The sequence below is a fragment of the Enterobacter soli genome (genome assembly GCF_964208575.1).
Taxonomy (GTDB): Bacteria; Pseudomonadota; Gammaproteobacteria; order Enterobacterales; family Enterobacteriaceae; genus Enterobacter; species Enterobacter soli_A.
The window spans coordinates 242,821-260,980 of record NZ_CAXOFU010000003.1; the positions used below are offsets into that span (position 1 = coordinate 242,821).

Consider the following 18,160-nt stretch of genomic DNA (forward strand, 5'->3'; position numbering starts at 1 on the left):
TGCTAAGGTTAATACATACCATAAGCCCAATGGAGCGAAATATGCGAGTTCTGGTAACAGGTGGTAGCGGTTACATCGGAAGTCATACCTGTGTGCAGCTGCTGCAAAACGGTCATGATGTCATCATCCTCGACAACCTGTGCAATAGTAAGCGCAGCGTGCTGCCCGTCATTGAACGTCTTGGCGGCAAACAGCCGACCTTCATCGAAGGCGACATCCGCAACGAAGCGTTGATGACCGAAATCCTGCACGACCACGCCATCGAAGCCGTAATCCACTTTGCTGGCCTGAAAGCGGTTGGCGAATCCGTAGCAAAACCGCTTGAGTACTACGACAACAACGTCACCGGTACGCTGAGCCTCGTTTCCGCCATGCGCGCGGCAAACGTCAAAAACTTTATCTTCAGCTCCTCCGCCACCGTTTACGGCGATCAGCCAAAAATTCCTTACGTCGAAAGTTTCCCTACCGGTACGCCGCAAAGCCCGTATGGCAAAAGCAAGCTGATGGTGGAACAGATCCTGACCGACCTGCAAAAAGCCCAGCCAGAGTGGAGCATCGCCCTGCTGCGCTACTTCAACCCGGTTGGTGCGCACGCGTCCGGCGATATGGGTGAAGATCCGCAGGGCATTCCGAACAACCTGATGCCGTACATCGCGCAGGTTGCCGTCGGTCGCCGCGACTCGCTGGCTATTTTTGGCAACGATTACCCAACCGAAGACGGCACCGGCGTGCGTGATTACATTCACGTGATGGATTTAGCTGACGGCCACGTTGCCGCAATGCAGCAGCTGGCGGGTAAGCCGGGCGTGCATATTTACAACCTCGGCGCGGGCGTGGGCAGCAGCGTGCTGGATGTGGTTAACGCATTCAGTAAAGCCTGCGGGAAACCGGTGAACTACCACTTCGCGCCGCGTCGCGATGGCGATCTTCCGGCCTACTGGGCGGACGCCACCAAAGCCGACAAAGAGCTGAACTGGCGCGTGACGCGCACGCTCGATGAAATGGCACAAGATACCTGGCACTGGCAGTCACGCCATCCACAGGGCTATCCGGATTAAGGATTTGTCATGACGCAATTTAATCCCGTCGATCATCCACATCGTCGTTTTAACCCGCTCAGCGGGCAATGGATTTTAGTTTCTCCGCATCGCGCCAAGCGCCCCTGGCAGGGGGCGCAAGAGACCCCTGCGAAACAAACGCTCCCGCAGCACGATCCTGACTGCTTCCTGTGTCCGGGCAACACCCGCGTTACGGGCGATAAAAACCCGGACTACAAAGGCACCTTCGTTTTTACCAACGACTTCGCGGCCCTGATGACCGACACCCCGGACGCGCCGGAAAGTGACGATCCGCTGATGCGCTGTGAAAGCGCGCGCGGCACCAGCCGCGTGATCTGCTTCTCACCGGATCACAGCAAAACCCTGCCGGAGCTGAGCGTCGACGCCCTGAAAGAGGTGGTCAGCACCTGGCAGGCGCAGACCGCCGAACTGGGCCAGAGCTACCCGTGGGTGCAGGTGTTTGAAAACAAAGGCGCGGCGATGGGCTGCTCTAACCCGCATCCGCATGGACAGGTCTGGGCGAACAGCTTCCTGCCTAACGAAGCCGAGCGCGAAGACCGTCTGCAAAAAGCGTACTACGCGCAAAACGGCTCGCCGCTGCTGCTGGATTACACCCGCCGCGAGCTGGCCGACGGCAGCCGGACCGTGGTCGAAACGGAACACTGGCTGGCGGTTGTCCCCTACTGGGCGGCCTGGCCGTTTGAAACGCTGCTGCTGCCAAAAGCCCACGTGCAGCGCATCACCGATCTCAGCGACGCCCAGCGCGACGACCTCGCCCTGGCGCTGAAAAAGCTGACCAGCCGCTACGATAATCTCTTCCAGTGCTCCTTCCCGTACTCCATGGGCTGGCACGGTGCGCCGTTTAACGGCGAAGAGAATCAGCACTGGCAGTTGCACGCCCATTTCTATCCACCGCTGCTGCGTTCCGCGACGGTACGTAAGTTTATGGTGGGCTATGAAATGCTGGCGGAAACCCAGCGAGATTTAACGGCTGAGCAGGCAGCAGAACGCCTTCGCGCCGTAAGCGACGTCCATTACCGCGAATCAGGAGTCTAAAAAATGAGTCTGAAAGATAAAACACAATCCCTGTTTGCTGAAACATTTGGCTACCCTGCCACCCACGTTATTCAGGCACCTGGTCGCGTTAACCTGATTGGCGAACACACCGACTATAACGACGGCTTCGTGCTGCCGTGCGCGATTGATTACCAGACGACGATCGCCTGCGCGAAACGCGACGACCGCATCGTTCGCGTGATTGCCGCCGATTACGACAATCAGGCGGACGAGTTCTCCCTGGATGCGCCCATCGTGGCTCACGACGCGCAGCAGTGGTCGAACTACGTGCGCGGCGTGGTGAAGCATCTGCAGCAGCGCAACAAGAGCTTTGGCGGTGCCGACCTTATCATCAGCGGCAACGTTCCGCAGGGCGCGGGCCTGAGCTCATCGGCTTCTCTGGAAGTGGCCGTCGGGACGGTTTTCCAGCAGCTTTATCATCTGCCGCTGGACGGGGCGCAAATCGCCCTGAACGGTCAGGAGGCGGAGAACCAGTTCGTCGGCTGCAACTGCGGGATTATGGATCAGCTGATTTCCGCTCTCGGCAAGAAAGAACACGCGCTGCTGATCGACTGCCGCTCGCTCGGCACCAAAGCGGTACCGCTGCCGAAAGGCGCGGCGGTGATTATCATTAACAGCAACTTCAAACGCACCCTGGTGGGCAGCGAGTACAACACCCGCCGCCAGCAGTGCGAAACCGGCGCGCGTTTCTTCCAGCAGCCCGCGCTGCGCGATGTGACCCTCAGTGAATTCAATAAAGTCGCCCACGAGCTTGACCCGGTCGTGGCAAAACGCGTGCGCCACGTGCTGACGGAAAACGCCCGCACCGTGGAGGCCGCGTCCGCGCTGGCGCAGGGTGATTTAAAACGCATGGGCGAGCTGATGGCGGAATCTCACGCCTCCATGCGCGATGATTTCGAAATTACCGTGCCGCAGATCGACACGCTGGTGGATATCGTGAAGGCAACCATCGGCGATAAAGGCGGCGTGCGCATGACCGGCGGCGGTTTTGGCGGCTGCGTGGTGGCGCTGGTGCCAGAAGCGCTGGTTCCAGCGGTTCAGGACGCGGTGGCGAAGCAGTACGAAGCCAAAACCGGTATCAAAGAAACCTTCTATGTATGTAAAGCATCGCAAGGAGCAGGACAGTGCTAAACGAAACCCCCACTCTCGCCCCGGATGGTCTGCCGTATCGCCTGTTAACCCTGCGCAACAGCGCGGGGATGGTGGTTACGCTGATGGACTGGGGCGCCACATTACTCTCAGCGCGTGTGCCAATGCCTGACGGCAGCGTGCGCGAAACCCTGCTCGGCTGCGCATCGCCCGAGCAGTACGTTAATCAGGCGGCGTTTCTCGGCGCTTCCGTTGGCCGTTACGCCAACCGCATCGCCAACAGCCGCTTCGCGCTGGACGGCGAGAGCTATCGGCTGCTGCCAAGCCAGGGTGATAACCAGCTGCACGGCGGGCCGGAAGGTTTTGACAAGCGCCGCTGGCGCATCGTGCAGCAAAACGACGGCCAGGTGCTGTTCTCGCTCGATTCGCTCGACGGCGATCAGGGCTTCCCGGGTAATCTTACCGCCACCGCGCGCTTTACCCTGACGGACGATAACCGCATCGCGATTGAGTATCGCGCCACCGTGGATAAGCCGTGCCCGGTCAACCTGACCAACCACGCCTATTTCAACCTCGACGGCAGCCAGGGCGACGTGCGTAACCATAAGCTGCAGATCCTGGCGGAACACTATCTGCCGGTGGATGAAATGGGGATCCCGCATCAGGGGCTGAAATCCGTGGACGGCACCAGCTTTGATTTCCGCAGCGCTAAGCCTGTCGCCCAGGACTTCCTCAGCGACGACGATCAGCGCAAGGTGAAAGGCTATGACCACGCCTTCCTGCTTCAGGCTAAAGGCGACGTGAAGCAGCCCGCCGCACAGGTCTGGTCGGCAGATGAGAAGCTGCAAATGACGGTCTATACCACCGCCCCTGCCCTGCAGTTCTACTCCGGCAACTTCCTCGGCGGCACCACCGCGCGCGAACAGGGCGCGTACAGCGACTGGCAGGGTCTGGCGCTGGAAAGCGAGTTCCTGCCGGACAGCCCGAACCACCCGGAGTGGCCGCAGCCAGACTGCATTCTGCGCCCGGGCGACGAGTACGTTAGCCTGACGGAATATCACTTTATTCCGCGTTAACCATCAGCCCTCTATCCGGAGGGCTTTTTTCTGCGCGCCTTGCTGAAATTACCGCCAGTCGCAGACAAAATCCTAACCCTGCATTCACAAGCACCTTACACTCCGGGACTATTTTCGCTATGGTTAGGGGTAAGCGTTGCTGCTGACATTGTCACGGCAATATAATAAGAATTGTTATCATTCAATATATGCTTGAGGAGTAAGAAATGGCTATTACTAAGCTGGTCCTGGTGCGCCACGGCGAAAGCCAGTGGAACAACGAAAACCGCTTCACCGGTTGGTACGATGTTGATCTGTCCGAGAAAGGCGTAAGCGAAGCAAAAGCGGCAGGTAAACTGCTGAAGGAAGAAGGCTTCAGCTTTGATTTTGCTTACACCTCTGTGCTGAAACGTGCCATCCATACCCTGTGGAACGTTCTGGACGAACTGGATCAGGCCTGGCTGCCGGTTGAGAAATCCTGGAAACTGAACGAGCGTCACTACGGTGCGCTGCAGGGCCTGAACAAAGCTGAAACCGCTGAAAAATACGGTGACGAGCAGGTTAAACAGTGGCGTCGCGGCTTCGCGGTGACTCCGCCAGAGCTGACCAAAGACGACGAGCGCTACCCGGGTCACGATCCGCGCTACGCGAAACTGACCGACGCCGAGCTGCCGCAGACTGAAAGCCTGGCGCTGACCATCGACCGCGTTGTGCCTTACTGGAACGAAACCATCCTGCCACGCCTGAAAAGCGGCGAGCGCGTGATCATCGCCGCTCACGGTAACTCCCTGCGTGCGCTGGTGAAATACCTGGACAACATGGGCGAAGACGAAATCCTCGAGCTGAACATCCCAACCGGCGTACCGCTGGTGTATGAGTTCGACGAGAACTTCAAGCCTATCAAACACTACTATCTGGGCAACGCTGACGAAATCGCTGCAAAAGCGGCGGCGGTAGCGAACCAGGGTAAAGCGAAGTAAGTTTCGCCAGACATAAAAAAAGCGTGGAGCATTCCACGCTTTTTTTTGGCCTGGGCCTGTCAGCCGCGGCGCGCTTTTACCGCATTCGCCAGCTGACGCAGGATCGTATCCGTGTCTTCCCAGCCGATGCAGGCATCCGTCACGCTCTTGCCGTACACCAGCGGCTCGCTGCCTTCCAGATTCTGATTTCCTTCCACCAGGTGGCTTTCGATCATCACGCCAATCACCGCGTTCTCACCGTTCGCGATCTGCTGACAAACGTCCGCGCCCACTTCCATCTGCTTTTTGAACTGCTTACTGGAGTTAGCGTGGCTGAAGTCGATCATCACCTGCGGCGCCAGGCCCGCTTTTTCCAGACCGGTTTTCACTTCCGCCACGTGTTTGGCGCTGTAGTTCGGCTCTTTGCCGCCGCGCAGAATGATATGGCAATCACCGTTACCGCTGGTGTTGACGATGGCGGAGTGGCCCCATTTGGTCACTGACAGGAAGCAGTGCGGTGCACCGGCGGCGTTGATGGCGTCAATCGCCACTTTAATGGTGCCGTCGGTGCCGTTTTTGAATCCAACCGGGCACGACAGGCCAGAGGCCAGCTCGCGGTGCACCTGAGATTCGGTGGTACGCGCGCCAATCGCGCCCCAGCTCATCAGGTCAGCCAGATACTGAGGGGTGATCATGTCGAGGAATTCGCCGGCAGCCGGCAGACCGCTGTCGTTGATTTCCAGCAGCAGCTTACGCGCAATGCGCAGGCCGTCGTTGATCTGGAAGCTGTTGTCCATGTGCGGATCGTTAATCAGCCCTTTCCAGCCAACGGTGGTGCGCGGCTTTTCGAAATAGACGCGCATCACGATTTCCAGCTCGCCCTTCAGCTCTTCACGCAGGGTGAGGAGGCGCGCAGCGTACTCTTTTGCCGCAGCAGGATCGTGGATGGAGCATGGGCCAATCACCACCAGCAGGCGATCGTCGTTGCCTTTAAGGATCTTGTGGATCGCTTTGCGCGCATGAGAAACGGTGTTTGCAGCGTTTTCAGTGGCGGGGAATTTTTCAAGGAGCGCTACTGGAGGTAATAACTCATTGATCTCTTTGATGCGTAAATCGTCGTTCTGATAATTCATCTTGGTTCCGGCTCTGCCATATCTTTAGTAATGAAAGCAATCCCTTCAATCTATCTTGTCGGCCAGGAAGTGTAAACGGGCTTTTACACTTCGGGCAGATAATTCCTGGAATTCAGCTAAAAAACGCCACAAAATAGCGAAAAATGAGATCTGGCCTAAGCTTTTTAACTGTAACAACTAACTTTTACTGCTTAAACACGATTCCATACTGACATAAGTCATTATGTTGGAATCTTTCGCCTTCGAAGAGATGCGCTGTTGGAATGTTTTCCAGCGTAACGACAAGAACAGGAGCAGCATGATGAAAATGACTAAACTGGCAACCCTTTTCCTGACGGCCACCCTGACCCTGGCCAGCGGCAGCGTCCTTGCAGCAGAGACTGGCGCATCGGACAGCAACGGCGATGCAAACGCGGCGGCGGCTGCCGGCCAGCCCGCCCCTGATGCAAAACAGAATCTAGCCCCTAACAACGTCGATAACAGCCAGATTAACACCGGCAATACCAACACCAATACCGAAGGGACTATGCTGCACCCGAACGGTTCCAGCTCCGGCACCGCGAACCACGATGGGATGACCAGCGACGAGGTTCATAAAAATTCAATGTGTAAAGACGGTAAATGTCCGGACACCAACGACAAGGTCGGCAGCGGTGCGGACACCAAAACCGACGGCACAACGCAGTAACGCCCAATCAGGTTTAATGCATCAGGAGAGCTTCGGCTCTCCTTTCTTTTTTGTACAAAATATTAAAAAATCTACACTGACAACAATAACGAATCAGGAAAGATTTTATGGCGCACTCCCATTCGCATTCCGGCGGGGATGACAACGCAAAAAGGCTGATGCTGGCCTTCGGCGTAACCGCGACCTTTATGGTCATCGAGGTTATCGGCGGGTTGATTTCAGGCTCGCTGGCGCTGCTGGCCGATGCCGGGCATATGCTCACCGACGCCGCAGCCCTGCTCTTTGCCCTGCTAGCCGTGCAGTTTGCCCGCCGCCCGCCCAACGCCCGCCACACCTTTGGCTGGCTCAGGCTCACCACTCTTGCCGCCTTCGTTAACGCCATCGCGCTGGTGGTGATCACCATTCTTATCGTCTGGGAAGCCATCCAGCGATTCAGGCACCCGCAGCCGGTTGCCGGAGCGACCATGATGGTAATTGCCGTTGCAGGCCTGGTTGCCAATATTCTGGCGTTCTGGATTTTGCATCGCGGCAGCGGGGAAAAGAATCTGAACGTGCGCGCAGCGGCGCTGCACGTGCTGGGGGATCTGCTTGGTTCGGTCGGGGCCATCGCCGCGGCGCTGGTGATCCTGTTTACGGGCTGGACGCCCATCGACCCCATCCTCTCCGTGCTGGTGTCGTGCCTGGTGCTGCGCAGCGCCTGGCAGCTGCTGAAGGAGAGCGTCAACGAGTTACTGGAAGGGGCGCCGGACTCGCTGGATATCCCGGCGCTGAAGCGCAATCTGTGCCGCTCGATACCGGAGGTGCGAAACGTCCACCACGTTCACGTCTGGCTGGTGGGTGAAAAGCCAATCATGACGCTGCACGTTCAGGTTATTCCGCCGCACGATCATGATGCCCTGCTCGAGCGCATACGGCATTTCCTTGAACACCATTACGAGATTGCCCACTCGACCATCCAGATGGAGTATCAGGCGTGTAACGGGCCGGACTGCCACCTGAACGAGGCGCAGTCCGGCCATTCACATCATCACCATCACTAGCTCGACAGCGCGCGAGAGCCGCGCTCACGCGCGCTGTTAATCCACATGCGGCTACCGTTCAGGGCAATGAAGGTCAGCAGCAGATATTCGAGCGACATGGCGTACACCCCTTGCAGGGCGAAAATCACCACGCTGATGACGTTAATGATCACCCACAGCAGCCAGTTCTCGACGTATTTGCGGGTCATCAGGATCATCGCCGCAATCGACAGCACCATCATGCAGGAATCCCAGAACGGGAAAGCGTCCGGCTGGAGTTCGGGCAGAGTGACGTTCAGACCCAGCGCAGACATCACCGACACGGCGACGCGCGTCAGGAAAGCAAATACCGGGTCAATGTAAACGGTCATCAGACCGATGGCGACAACGCACGCCGCAAGCCAGGCGATGGCCTTAGGCAGCGGCAGCCAGCGGATTTGCAGCTCGGCCTCCTGCTGGCTGTTCTGCCGCGACCAGGCGTACCAGCCGTATATGTTTGCCGCAAAGAAAAACAGCTGCAGGAGCAGGCTCGCGTAGAGCTGGATCTGGAAGAAGATAATCGCAAAGAGCGTAACGTTAATCAGCCCGAACGCGTAGTTGCCGATCTTCTCCAGACTGGCCAGCCAGATGCAGAGCAGGCCCGCCAGAGTGCCAATAGCCTCAATCCATGACAGGTCGTAGCCACCCGCACCAATCGGTATGTGAACCAGAATGTTTTGCGTGCTAAAAAAATCCATCTTTTCCCCGGAGCGTTTTGAATTAAGTACGTAGTGTAGCTGCAAAATCCAGCATACGGTTAAGAGGAATTAACGCCCCCTCGCGCAGCGCTGCGTCGACATGGATTTCATGCGCCGCGCCGCCGGTTTCTAACCCTTCGGCAATCGCCTTCAGGCCGTTCATCGCCATCCACGGACAATGCGCGCAGCTGCGGCAGGTTGCGCCCTCACCCGCCGTCGGCGCTTCGAGCAGCTCTTTGTCCGGCACGGCTTGCTGCATCTTATAAAAGATCCCGCGATCGGTCGCCACGATAAGCTGCTTGTGGGGAAGCGTTTTGGCGGCATTGATCAGCTGGCTGGTTGAGCCAACGGCATCTGCCATGTCGACGATAGACTGCGGCGACTCAGGATGGACGAGGATAGCGGCCTGAGGATACAGCGCCTTCATGCGCGCCAGCGCCTGGGTTTTGAACTCGTCATGAACGATACACGCCCCCTGCCAGCAAAGCACATCGGCGCCGGTCTGTTTCTGGACGTAGTTCCCCAGGTGACGGTCAGGAGCCCAGATAATTTTTTCGCCCAGGCTGTCGAGATGTTCAATTAATTCTACCGCAATGCTGGACGTCACCACCCAGTCCGCACGCGCCTTGACCGCAGCGGAGGTATTGGCGTAGACCACCACGGTGCGGTCAGGATGTGCGTCGCAGAAGGCGCTAAACTCTTCAATCGGACAGCCGAGGTCGAGGGAGCATTCGGCGTTTAGCGTCGGCATCAGAATGGTTTTTTCAGGACTTAATATCTTGGCGGTTTCGCCCATAAAGCGCACCCCGGCAACCAGCAGCGTAGAGGCCGGATGCTTTGCGCCGAAACGCGCCATCTCAAGTGAGTCAGAAATGCAGCCGCCAGTCTCTTCCGCCAGCTGCTGGATTTCCGGGTCGGTGTAGTAATGCGCCACCATTCCCGCATCGCGCTCTTTGAGAAGGCGTTTGATCTTCTCGCGGTAGAATTGCTTTTCGTCCAGGCTCAGCGGGGCTGGCTTTGGCGGAAACGGATAGATTGCGACTTCAGGATCAAACATCACGCTCATTATGGCTTCTCGTTTTACTGGCTTAACAATATTGCCTTTCTTTTGCCTGACATAGCAAAACGAGCGGCAATTGTGTTTTGTATACTAAACAAGATAGCGAATCTGGAGTGAAAAGTCACTGGTATTAGGTGCGGGTAGCATTTGTCGGGTGGCGGCTTCGCCTTACCCGACCTACAGGCTTGATTTGATTAATCTGCGGATAGCAAAAAAGCGCCTTTAGGGCGCTTTTTTACATTGGTGGGTCGTGCAGGATTCGAACCTGCGACCAATTGATTAAAAGTCAACTGCTCTACCAACTGAGCTAACGACCCCTTGCGGGATTTTTTCTTCGAAGTGGTGGGTCGTGCAGGATTCGAACCTGCGACCAATTGATTAAAAGTCAACTGCTCTACCAACTGAGCTAACGACCCATTCGGGTGCTGACTTCGAAGATTTAAACTCGGTACCACATAAAGTGGTGGGTCGTGCAGGATGACTCGGCTTCGCCTCGCCCTTCGGGCCGTTGCTGAAGCAACGTTATCCTTCACGTTTAATATCTGAGTCAGATATTAAAATTGGTGGGTCGTGCAGGATTCGAACCTGCGACCAATTGATTAAAAGTCAACTGCTCTACCAACTGAGCTAACGACCCGAGTGGTGGGTGATGACGGGCTCGAACCGCCGACCCCCTCCGTGTAAAGGAGATGCTCTACCAACTGAGCTAATCACCCACTCTGTACTGCCGGAACTGCTTTAAGTGGTGGGTCGTGCAGGATTCGAACCTGCGACCAATTGATTAAAAGTCAACTGCTCTACCAACTGAGCTAACGACCCACTTTTACGCTGTTTTCACGTTGTTTGATATCCCGTGGCAACGGCGGCATATATTACTGATTTAAGATTTCTACGCAACAAAAATTTCGATGAAGATCACTTAACTGCTTATGAATCATGCGGCACGACCAGAAATAACGCGATTTCTGGTCATGCGGTAATCATCCCATCGAACTCAGACGTTTTTGCGCCTGTTTGGCACCTTCGGTACCCGGGAATTTCGCGACAACCTGCTGATAGACGGCTTTCGCTTTTGCGGTATCACCTTTGTCCTGCATGATCACGCCCACCTTGAACATCGCGTCAGGTGCTTTCGGTGATTTCGGGTAATTTTTCACCACGGAGGCGAAATAAAACGCCGCATCATCCTTTTTCCCCTTGTTGTAATTCAACTGACCCAGCCAGTAATTCGCGTTTGGCTGGTAAGTTGAATCAGGGTACTTCTTCACGAAGTTCTGAAACGCAACGATAGCATCGTCCTGACGAGATTTGTCCTGCACCAGGGCTATGGCTGCGTTGTAGTCGGTATTCGCGTCACCGCTCTGTACAGGCGCACCTGTCGAGGCGGATGCATCCGGAGCCGGAGTAGCCGTTGCCGCGCTGCTCTGATCGCCTGCTGCAGGTTGTGCCGCTGCACCACCGCTGCTCAGACTATTGATCTGATCCAGGATCTGCTTCTGACGTTCTACAACCTGATTAAGCTGATACTGGCTTTCCTGGATCTGACCGCGCAGGGAATCAATATCATTTTGGTTGTCGGAAAGCTGCTGCTGGAGTTGAGTCAAAAGCTGGCTGTGAGCATTAGAAATACGCTCGAGTTGAGTGACCCGGTCTTCTACCGAGCCTGAGCCGACACTACTGATTGGTGCCTGAGCAAAAGCGGCCCAGGGGGCCGCTATTCCAACCAGTAACGACAGACTCAACAGATGATGTCTGAAGTTACTGCTCATGCAATTCTCTTAGTAAACCAGTACGGCACGACGGTTTTTGGAGTAAGCCGCTTCGTCGTGACCCAGTACTGCAGGTTTTTCTTTACCGTAAGAAACGATGGAGATCTGGTCAGCAGAAACGCCTTTACCCTGCAGGTACATCTTAACGGCGTTAGCACGACGCTCACCCAGGGAGATGTTGTACTCTGGAGTACCACGTTCGTCCGCGTGACCTTCTACGGTAACTTTGTAAGATGGGTTGCTACGCAGGAAGTTAGCGTGAGCATCCAGCATCGCAGCGAAGTCAGAACGGATGTCGTATTTATCCAGATCGAAGTAAACGATATTGTTCTGCTGCAGCTGCTGCATCTGAAGACGCGCTTGCTCTTCAGAAGACATGTTGCCATTGCCGTTAGCGTCCATACCGGTGCCGGCACCCATCATGCCTTCGCCGCTCTGGTCATTGCTTGCGTTCTTGTTAGAAGAACACGCTGCGATTGCCATTACAGGCAGAGCGATCATCAGCCCCTTCAGCACTTTGTTCAGTTGCATTTCTATGATTCCTTTAGTAATCAATTAATTATTATTTACAGATACGGCGACCAGGCAGGTGATTTTACCTGTCCATCAGTTGCCGGAATACGCGCTTTGAAACGCCCATCTGTAGAAACCAGATTCAGCACAGATCCCATCCCCTGAGAAGAGCTGTAGATTACCATAGTGCCGTTAGGTGCCAGACTTGGCGTTTCATCCAGGAACGTTGACGACAGAACTTGTACGCCACCCGCTACCAGATCTTGTTTGGCAATGTGCTGCTGACCACCCGCAGAACTTACCATTACCATAAACTTACCGTCGCTGCTTACGTCTGCGTTCTGGTTCTGCGAACCTTCCCAGGTAATACGCTGTGCAGCACCGCCGTTCACGTTAATCTTATAGATTTGCGGACGGCCTGCCTGGTCAGAGGTGAACGCCAGATTCTGGCTATCCGGGAACCAGGTCGGTTCGGTGTTGTTGCTACGACCATCCGTCACCTGACGGATTTGACCAGAGCCAATATCCATCACGTACAGGTTCAGGCTACCGCTCTTAGACAGCGCGAAGGCCAGTTTAGAACCATCCGGAGAGAATGAAGGCGCACCGTTGTGACGCGGGAATGACGCAACCTGGCGAACGGCACCGTTAGACAGCGTCTGGATGACCAGCGCAGAACGGCCGCTTTCGAAGGTAACGTAAGCCAGTTTAGAACCGTCCGGTGACCATGCCGGAGACATCAGCGGCTGCGGTGAACGGTGAACGGTGAACTGGTTGTAGCCATCGTAGTCGGATACGCGCAGTTCATAAGGGAACTGGCCGCCGTTGGTCTGCACCACGTAGGCGATACGGGTACGGAACGCACCTTTAATGCCGGTCAGCTTCTCGAACACTTCGTCACTTGCGGTGTGGCCCGCGTAGCGCAGCCATTGCTTGTTCACTTTGTAAGAGTTCTGAGCCAGAACGGTACCCGGCGCACCGCCGGTATCAACCAGCTGATAAGCCACGTTATAGCCGCCGTCCGGAGCAGGGGTTACCTGACCCACAACGACCGCATCAATACCCAGCGCAGACCATGCAGCAGGTTGAACTTCCTGCGCAGTGCCCGGCTGCTGCGGCAGACGAGAACGATCTAATGGATTGAATTTCCCGCTGTTACGCAGGTCAGCCGCAACGATGCCACCGATATCTTCAGGCGCAGCACCAGGGCCAGCCCACTGGAACGGGACGACACCGATTGGGCGTGCCGAGTCTACCCCCTGGGTGATCTCGATACGTACTTCTGCGTGCAGCACAGCTGCCCACAGCATTAAGAAACTAAATGCTACACGTAATGCCTGCTTCATCATATCTCCCTTATCTGGGTAACCTTACCCACGATAATTTAGCAGAATGTTAACAAACCCAAATATACAAAACTACTTATCCCAATTACGACAATAGACTGTTTTTCATACTTCCGTGAGAAGAGATGATTACAGCTTAAAGTCCAGTTTGGCATCTTTTATCTTTTCATAAACAGCCTCACTAGGCGGTTTAGGAATGTTCGCCGATCTTGCTGCAGCCAACGCAGCCTGACAAAGCGCAGGATCGCCTCCTTCAGACGTCACGTTTTTCAACTTGCCGCTTGGCTCAAGGTAGATATGCAGTACGCACTGCTTGCCCTGATACAGACCTGCGTCAAAGAGTCGGCTCTGAATCGCAACCTGGATCTGCTTCGCATAGGCGCTAATATCTGCACCTGTCGCACCACCGTTAGCACCAGAGGTACCGCTGTCTTTCGACGGCTGGCCGCTACCTTTCGCACCACCGCCGGTTTTCGGCGCATTCTTACCGGAGCTTAAATCGCCTAACAGGTCATCAACACCTGCGGCTGCTGCGGCTTTTTCAGCAGCGGCGGCCTTTTTCGCTGCGGCTTTTTCGGCAGCGGCTTTCTTATCAGCCGCCGCTTTTTTATCTGCGGCGGCTTTTTCTGCTGCTGCAGCTTTTTCTGCGGCCGCTTTCTCGGCAGCAGCGGCTTTCTTCGCGGCGTCAGCGGCAGCTTTTTTCTCTGCTTCCTGAGCGGCTTTTTTCGCCGCCTCTGCTTCAGCTTTTTTCTGAGCATCGGCAGCGGCTTTTTTCGCGGCTTCTGCTTCGGCTTTCTTCTGAGCGTCGGCAGCGGCTTTCTTCGCAGCTTCGGCTTCGGCTTTCTTCTGCGCATCAGCAGCGGCTTTCTTCGCGGCTTCAGCGGCCAGTTTTGCCTGGGCATCAGCCTGCGCTTTCGCGTCAGCGGCCGCTTTTGCGGCGGCTTCTTCTGCCTGCTTCTGCTGTTCCTGTGCTTTCTTCGCCGCAGCTTCAGCCTGTTTCTGCTGTTCTGCCTGCTCTTTGGCGGCTTCCTGCGCCTGTAAACGTTCTTTCTCGAGCTGCTTCAGGCGCTCCTGCTCTGCGGCCTGCTTTTCACGCAGCTCCTCAGCCTGTTGTTGCGCCTGTTTTTCACGCTGCTCTTCTGCACGTTTTGCACTCGCCTGCTGCTGCTGCTGGCGATTATAGTTCTGCACTACCGCACCAGGATCCACCATGACGGCGTCGATGGAAGATCCCCCACCACCGCCGGCTGATGCATCTATATGCTCGTCGAACGAACTCCAGATCAGTGCCGCAAAAAGAATCACGTGCAGCACTGCGGAGATAATTATCGCTCGCTTAAGCTTATCGTTTTGTTCGGTTGCCTTTGACACTATCGGTTCCCAAAAACTCGTATCCCACTGCTAGCAGGTGATCAAATAGGCTGCGTCATTAAGCCAACAGACTTAACGCCCGCGCTATGTAGCAAGTTCAGCGCTTTAATAATTTCATCGTATGGTACGTCTTTTGCGCCACCGATCAGGAAGACCGTTTTCGGATTTGACTCCAGACGGCGCTGCGCTTCGGCAATCACCTGCTCTGGCGGCAACTGATCCATGCGATCTTTTTCTACCACGACGCTGTACTGCCCCACGCCGGAAACTTCAATGATGACCGGAGGATCGTCATTGGTGCTTACCGCCTGTGATTCTGTCGCATCCGGCAGATCAACTTCCACGCTCTGGGTGATAATCGGCGCTGTTGCCATAAAGATGAGCAACAGCACTAACAGCACGTCCAGCAGCGGAACGATATTGATTTCGGACTTGAGTTCGCGACGACCTCGTCCACGCGATCTGGCCATGGTTTACCCCTTGTTACTCTCGGTGCTGGTAAACGCCTGACGGTGCAGAATCGCGGTGAACTCTTCCATGAAGTTGTCGTAGTTCAGTTCCAGTTTGTTCACGCGCTGGTTCAGACGGTTGTACGCCATAACCGCAGGGATCGCGGCGAACAGACCGATAGCGGTCGCGATCAGCGCTTCTGCGATACCCGGTGCAACCATTTGCAGCGTAGCCTGTTTTACCGCGCCCAGCGCGATAAAGGCGTGCATGATCCCCCAAACCGTACCGAACAGGCCGATATACGGGCTGATCGAGCCGACGGTGCCGAGGAACGGAATATGCGTTTCAAGCGTTTCGAGCTCACGGTTCATGGAGATACGCATCGCACGCGACGCCCCTTCCACTACCGCTTCCGGCGCATGGCTGTTAGCGCGATGCAGACGGGCAAACTCTTTGAAACCGCTGTAGAAAATTTGTTCGGAGCCTGCGAGGTTATCACGGCGTCCCTGGCTTTCCTGATACAGACGAGAAAGTTCGATACCAGACCAGAACTTGTCTTCAAAGGCTTCGGCTTCGCGGCCAGCAGCATTGAGGATGCGCGTTCTCTGGATGATGATGGCCCAGGATGCGATTGAAAAACCAATCAAAATCAACATGATAAGTTTAACCAGAAGGCTAGCCTTCAGGAACAAATCAAGGATATTCATGTCAGTCACTGCTTAAACTCCGCGACAATAGACTTAGGAAGCGCACGAGGCTTCATGATGAGTGGATCAACACAGACAATCAGTACTTCTGCTTCGTTCAGTACGGTGTTCTCTGCATTGAGGATCCGCTGCGTGAAAACCAGCGAGGTTCCGCGCATTGATGTTATTTCTGTTTGAACTTCGAGCATATCGTCGAGTCTGGCAGGCGCAAAATACTCGAGCGTCATCTTGCGTACCACAAAGGCAACTCGCTCAGCCAACAGCACCTGCTGGCTAAAGTGATGATGTCGCAGCATCTCTGTGCGTGCCCGTTCATAAAAAGCAACGTAGCTGGCGTGGTAGACCACACCACCGGCATCGGTATCTTCGTAGTAGACACGTACCGGCCATCGAAACAGCGTTGTATTCACTTTACATCCCGGTAATGCAACAAAAGTTAATGCTTTTAAACTTCGCTACTATACGCGCGGGAAAGGTGGTTTGGAATGGGAGAAAGTAAACGGAGAGTAAATATTTATGGGCTCAAGTAAGCCCATAACGTTAACGGACATTTCTTATTCAGAAGAAGAAGAAAATCAATCCAGCAAGAAGAACGAGGTCAGCGATGAGCGGGCAGAAAATCCCTTGCCAGTGAATGGCTTTCGGACGAAAGCCAACACCGTGAATGACGCCAGCACAGACGGCCCACATGATGAGGAAGCCGTGCCAAATCTCTAACTCGCTGGTCTTCGCCGCGAAGCGCGAAGGGTCCCAGAAGATACAGCCTGCCAGCAGTAATGCCATCACTAAAGAAAGCGCCCTCAACGGGCGCTTATCCATCACCGCATAAAGCTTAACGATGATGTTCATTAGTGTTTTTCTTCACCTGCTTTCGTCGCTTCTACATGCTCAAGCGCCAGGGCGGTGATGACACCAAATGCACAAGCAAGAAGCGTCCCCAAAATCCATGCGAAATACCACATATTCAGCTCCTTACTTAGTACATAGAGTGGGTGTTGCTTTCGATATGTTCTTTAGTGATGCGTCCGAACATTTTCCAGTAACACCAGATGGTGTAGGCCAGAACAATCGGAACGAACACGCATGCAACATACGTCATCAGGTTCAGCGTCATATGGCTGGAGGTAGCATCCCACATGGTCAGGCTAGCGTTCAGCATGGTGCTGGACGGCATAACGAATGGGAACATCGCGATCCCCGCCGTCAGAATGATGCACGCCAGCGTCAGTGAGGAGAACACAAATGCCCACGCGCCTTTTTCCAGACGAGACGTCAGGATTGTCAGCAGCGGCAGCAGCACACCCAGAGCCGGGATAGCCCACAGCACAGGCATGTTGTTGAAGTTCACCATCCAGGCACCTGCCTGACGCGCCACTTCTTTGGTCAGCGGGTTAGACGGTGCAGCATGGTTGATCGCGGAGGTCACGACGTAGCCATCGATACCGTACACCACCCACACGCCACCCAGCGCGAAGCAGACCAGGGTAACCAGCGCAGCAATCTGTGACGTTGCGCGTGAACGCAGATGCAGTTCACCCACGGTACGCATTTGCAGGTAGGTTGCACCCTGAGTAATGATCATCGCCACGCTCACCACGCCCGCCAGCAGGCCAAACGGATTCAGCAGCTGGAAGAAGTTACCGGTGTAGTAAAGACGCATGTACTCATCGATATGGAACGGCACGCCCTGCAGCAGGTTACCGAACGCCACGCCAATCACCAGCGGCGGCACGAAGCTACCGATGAAGATGCCCCAGTCCCACATGTTGCGCCAGCGGGTGTCTTCAATCTTGGAGCGGTAGTCGAAACCAACCGGACGGAAGAATAAAGACGCCAGCACCAGAATCATCGCCACGTAGAAGCCGGAGAACGCAGCCGCGTAGACCATCGGCCAGGCAGCAAACAGCGCGCCGCCGGCGGTGATCAGCCACACCTGGTTACCGTCCCAGTGCGGGGCGATGGAGTTAATCATAATTCGACGCTCGGTGTCATTGCGACCGAGGAAGCGGGAGAGCATCCCTACCCCCATGTCGAACCCGTCGGTGACCGCAAAACCAATCAGCAGAACACCGATCAGCAGCCACCAGATAAAACGCAATACTTCATAATCGATCATTTGATGACTCCTG

General features: G+C 55.4%; 20 protein-coding genes and 5 tRNA genes. 7 read left to right on the forward strand and 18 right to left on the reverse strand.

The genetic code is table 11. The annotated features are described in order from the left end of the window. Nucleotides 1-41: 41 nt before the first annotated feature. The 5 genes from galE to gpmA all read left to right on the forward strand — a co-directional run bounded on the left by galE (nucleotide 42) and on the right by gpmA (nucleotide 5,259). Nucleotides 42-1,058, forward strand: a complete 1,017-nt coding sequence (gene galE / locus AB6V08_RS04540; protein WP_368541573.1) for a UDP-glucose 4-epimerase GalE — start codon at nucleotides 42-44, stop codon at nucleotides 1,056-1,058. Nucleotides 1,059-1,067: 9 nt separating this feature from the next. Next, nucleotides 1,068-2,114 carry a galactose-1-phosphate uridylyltransferase gene (gene galT / locus AB6V08_RS04545; RefSeq protein ID WP_368541574.1) on the forward strand — a complete coding sequence of 349 codons (1,047 nt, stop codon included), beginning with the start codon at nucleotides 1,068-1,070 and terminating at the stop codon, nucleotides 2,112-2,114. 3 nt (nucleotides 2,115-2,117) lie between these two features. Next, nucleotides 2,118-3,266, forward strand: a complete 1,149-nt coding sequence (gene galK / locus AB6V08_RS04550; RefSeq protein WP_368541575.1) for a galactokinase — start codon at nucleotides 2,118-2,120, stop codon at nucleotides 3,264-3,266. Further along, nucleotides 3,260-4,300, forward strand: coding sequence for a galactose-1-epimerase (gene galM / locus AB6V08_RS04555; protein ID WP_368541576.1), 1,041 nt, complete (start codon nucleotides 3,260-3,262; stop codon nucleotides 4,298-4,300). The genes galK and galM overlap by 7 nt, the downstream gene beginning before the upstream one ends. A 206-nt stretch (nucleotides 4,301-4,506) precedes the next feature. Further along, on the forward strand, nucleotides 4,507-5,259 hold the full coding sequence (gene gpmA, locus AB6V08_RS04560; RefSeq protein WP_234676453.1) for a 2,3-diphosphoglycerate-dependent phosphoglycerate mutase: 753 nt from the start codon (nucleotides 4,507-4,509) through the stop codon (nucleotides 5,257-5,259). 59 nt (nucleotides 5,260-5,318) lie between these two features. Here the strand turns inward: gpmA and aroG are convergent, their stop codons facing one another. Beyond that, a complete protein-coding gene (gene aroG, locus AB6V08_RS04565) occupies nucleotides 5,319-6,371 on the reverse strand; it encodes a 3-deoxy-7-phosphoheptulonate synthase AroG (RefSeq protein WP_368541577.1) in 1,053 nt (350 codons plus the stop codon). Between the two features lie 301 nt (nucleotides 6,372-6,672). On the opposite strand from aroG, the gene AB6V08_RS04570 reads away from it, so the two are divergent. Then, the gene (locus AB6V08_RS04570) at nucleotides 6,673-7,059 is read left to right on the forward strand and encodes a protein YbgS (protein ID WP_368541578.1); all 387 of its coding nucleotides are present in this window, start codon (nucleotides 6,673-6,675) and stop codon (nucleotides 7,057-7,059) included. Between the two features lie 107 nt (nucleotides 7,060-7,166). Beyond that, nucleotides 7,167-8,099, forward strand: a complete 933-nt coding sequence (zitB, locus tag AB6V08_RS04575; protein ID WP_368541579.1) for a CDF family zinc transporter ZitB — start codon at nucleotides 7,167-7,169, stop codon at nucleotides 8,097-8,099. Here the strand turns inward: zitB and pnuC are convergent. The 17 genes from pnuC to cydB all read right to left on the reverse strand — a co-directional run bounded on the left by pnuC (nucleotide 8,096) and on the right by cydB (nucleotide 18,147). Beyond that, a complete protein-coding gene (gene pnuC, locus AB6V08_RS04580; RefSeq protein WP_368541580.1) occupies nucleotides 8,096-8,815 on the reverse strand; it encodes a nicotinamide riboside transporter PnuC in 720 nt (239 codons plus the stop codon). The two genes, zitB and pnuC, sit on opposite strands and share 4 nt — an antisense overlap. Nucleotides 8,816-8,837: 22 nt before the next feature. Further along, the gene (gene nadA / locus AB6V08_RS04585; RefSeq protein ID WP_368541581.1) at nucleotides 8,838-9,881 is read right to left on the reverse strand and encodes a quinolinate synthase NadA; all 1,044 of its coding nucleotides are present in this window, start codon (nucleotides 9,879-9,881) and stop codon (nucleotides 8,838-8,840) included. A gap of 235 nt (nucleotides 9,882-10,116) precedes the next feature. Next, nucleotides 10,117-10,192: transfer RNA gene (locus AB6V08_RS04590), tRNA-Lys, on the reverse strand. A gap of 23 nt (nucleotides 10,193-10,215) precedes the next feature. Then, a tRNA-Lys gene (locus AB6V08_RS04595) sits at nucleotides 10,216-10,291 on the reverse strand. A gap of 145 nt (nucleotides 10,292-10,436) precedes the next feature. Continuing rightward, nucleotides 10,437-10,512 (reverse strand) — tRNA-Lys (locus tag AB6V08_RS04600). Between the two features lie 3 nt (nucleotides 10,513-10,515). Then, a tRNA-Val gene (locus AB6V08_RS04605) sits at nucleotides 10,516-10,591 on the reverse strand. 27 nt (nucleotides 10,592-10,618) lie between these two features. Then, nucleotides 10,619-10,694 (reverse strand) — tRNA-Lys (locus tag AB6V08_RS04610). A gap of 161 nt (nucleotides 10,695-10,855) precedes the next feature. Then, complete coding sequence (gene cpoB / locus AB6V08_RS04615) at nucleotides 10,856-11,644, reverse strand: cell division protein CpoB (RefSeq protein WP_368541582.1); 789 nt, start codon at nucleotides 11,642-11,644, stop codon at nucleotides 10,856-10,858. A 9-nt stretch (nucleotides 11,645-11,653) separates the two neighbouring features. Further along, a complete protein-coding gene (pal, locus tag AB6V08_RS04620) occupies nucleotides 11,654-12,175 on the reverse strand; it encodes a peptidoglycan-associated lipoprotein Pal (protein ID WP_003858578.1) in 522 nt (173 codons plus the stop codon). A 35-nt stretch (nucleotides 12,176-12,210) separates the two neighbouring features. Beyond that, on the reverse strand, nucleotides 12,211-13,503 hold the full coding sequence (gene tolB / locus AB6V08_RS04625; RefSeq protein WP_368541583.1) for a Tol-Pal system beta propeller repeat protein TolB: 1,293 nt from the start codon (nucleotides 13,501-13,503) through the stop codon (nucleotides 12,211-12,213). Between the two features lie 129 nt (nucleotides 13,504-13,632). After that, nucleotides 13,633-14,874, reverse strand: coding sequence for a cell envelope integrity protein TolA (tolA, locus tag AB6V08_RS04630; RefSeq protein WP_368541584.1), 1,242 nt, complete (start codon nucleotides 14,872-14,874; stop codon nucleotides 13,633-13,635). Between the two features lie 41 nt (nucleotides 14,875-14,915). Then, complete coding sequence (gene tolR / locus AB6V08_RS04635) at nucleotides 14,916-15,344, reverse strand: colicin uptake protein TolR (protein ID WP_003858589.1); 429 nt, start codon at nucleotides 15,342-15,344, stop codon at nucleotides 14,916-14,918. A gap of 3 nt (nucleotides 15,345-15,347) precedes the next feature. Then, on the reverse strand, nucleotides 15,348-16,040 hold the full coding sequence (gene tolQ / locus AB6V08_RS04640; RefSeq protein WP_014069389.1) for a Tol-Pal system protein TolQ: 693 nt from the start codon (nucleotides 16,038-16,040) through the stop codon (nucleotides 15,348-15,350). Continuing rightward, nucleotides 16,037-16,441, reverse strand: a complete 405-nt coding sequence (gene ybgC / locus AB6V08_RS04645; protein ID WP_014069388.1) for a tol-pal system-associated acyl-CoA thioesterase — start codon at nucleotides 16,439-16,441, stop codon at nucleotides 16,037-16,039. Before ybgC ends, tolQ begins: the two co-directional genes overlap by 4 nt. A 148-nt stretch (nucleotides 16,442-16,589) precedes the next feature. Further along, entirely contained in the window at nucleotides 16,590-16,880 is a 291-nt protein-coding gene (ybgE, locus tag AB6V08_RS04650) for a cyd operon protein YbgE (protein ID WP_368541585.1), read from the reverse strand. Next, nucleotides 16,880-16,993, reverse strand: coding sequence for a cytochrome bd-I oxidase subunit CydX (gene cydX / locus AB6V08_RS04655; protein WP_003858598.1), 114 nt, complete (start codon nucleotides 16,991-16,993; stop codon nucleotides 16,880-16,882). Before cydX ends, ybgE begins: the two co-directional genes overlap by 1 nt. Before the next feature lie 14 nt (nucleotides 16,994-17,007). Next, nucleotides 17,008-18,147 (reverse strand): cytochrome d ubiquinol oxidase subunit II, encoded by a 1,140-nt coding sequence (gene cydB / locus AB6V08_RS04660; RefSeq protein WP_368541586.1) that lies wholly within the window; start codon nucleotides 18,145-18,147, stop codon nucleotides 17,008-17,010. Between the last annotated feature and the right edge of the window lie 13 nt (nucleotides 18,148-18,160).

Excerpts from the sequence above, each read along its gene's own strand:
- galE (WP_368541573.1), top strand. The coding sequence starts at position 42 with ATGCGAGTTCTGGTAACAGGTGGTAGCGGTTACATCGGAAGTCATACC.
- galT (WP_368541574.1), top strand. The coding sequence starts at position 1,068 with ATGACGCAATTTAATCCCGTCGATCATCCACATCGTCGTTTTAACCCG.
- galK (WP_368541575.1), top strand. The coding sequence starts at position 2,118 with ATGAGTCTGAAAGATAAAACACAATCCCTGTTTGCTGAAACATTTGGC.
- gpmA (WP_234676453.1), top strand. The coding sequence starts at position 4,507 with ATGGCTATTACTAAGCTGGTCCTGGTGCGCCACGGCGAAAGCCAGTGG.
- aroG (WP_368541577.1), bottom strand. The coding sequence starts at position 6,371 with ATGAATTATCAGAACGACGATTTACGCATCAAAGAGATCAATGAGTTA.
- AB6V08_RS04570 (WP_368541578.1), top strand. The coding sequence starts at position 6,673 with ATGAAAATGACTAAACTGGCAACCCTTTTCCTGACGGCCACCCTGACC.
- zitB (WP_368541579.1), top strand. The coding sequence starts at position 7,167 with ATGGCGCACTCCCATTCGCATTCCGGCGGGGATGACAACGCAAAAAGG.
- pnuC (WP_368541580.1), bottom strand. The coding sequence starts at position 8,815 with ATGGATTTTTTTAGCACGCAAAACATTCTGGTTCACATACCGATTGGT.
- nadA (WP_368541581.1), bottom strand. The coding sequence starts at position 9,881 with ATGAGCGTGATGTTTGATCCTGAAGTCGCAATCTATCCGTTTCCGCCA.
- cpoB (WP_368541582.1), bottom strand. The coding sequence starts at position 11,644 with ATGAGCAGTAACTTCAGACATCATCTGTTGAGTCTGTCGTTACTGGTT.
- pal (WP_003858578.1), bottom strand. The coding sequence starts at position 12,175 with ATGCAACTGAACAAAGTGCTGAAGGGGCTGATGATCGCTCTGCCTGTA.
- tolB (WP_368541583.1), bottom strand. The coding sequence starts at position 13,503 with ATGAAGCAGGCATTACGTGTAGCATTTAGTTTCTTAATGCTGTGGGCA.
- tolR (WP_003858589.1), bottom strand. The coding sequence starts at position 15,344 with ATGGCCAGATCGCGTGGACGAGGTCGTCGCGAACTCAAGTCCGAAATC.
- ybgE (WP_368541585.1), bottom strand. The coding sequence starts at position 16,880 with ATGAACATCATCGTTAAGCTTTATGCGGTGATGGATAAGCGCCCGTTG.
- cydX (WP_003858598.1), bottom strand. The coding sequence starts at position 16,993 with ATGTGGTATTTCGCATGGATTTTGGGGACGCTTCTTGCTTGTGCATTT.
- cydB (WP_368541586.1), bottom strand. The coding sequence starts at position 18,147 with ATGATCGATTATGAAGTATTGCGTTTTATCTGGTGGCTGCTGATCGGT.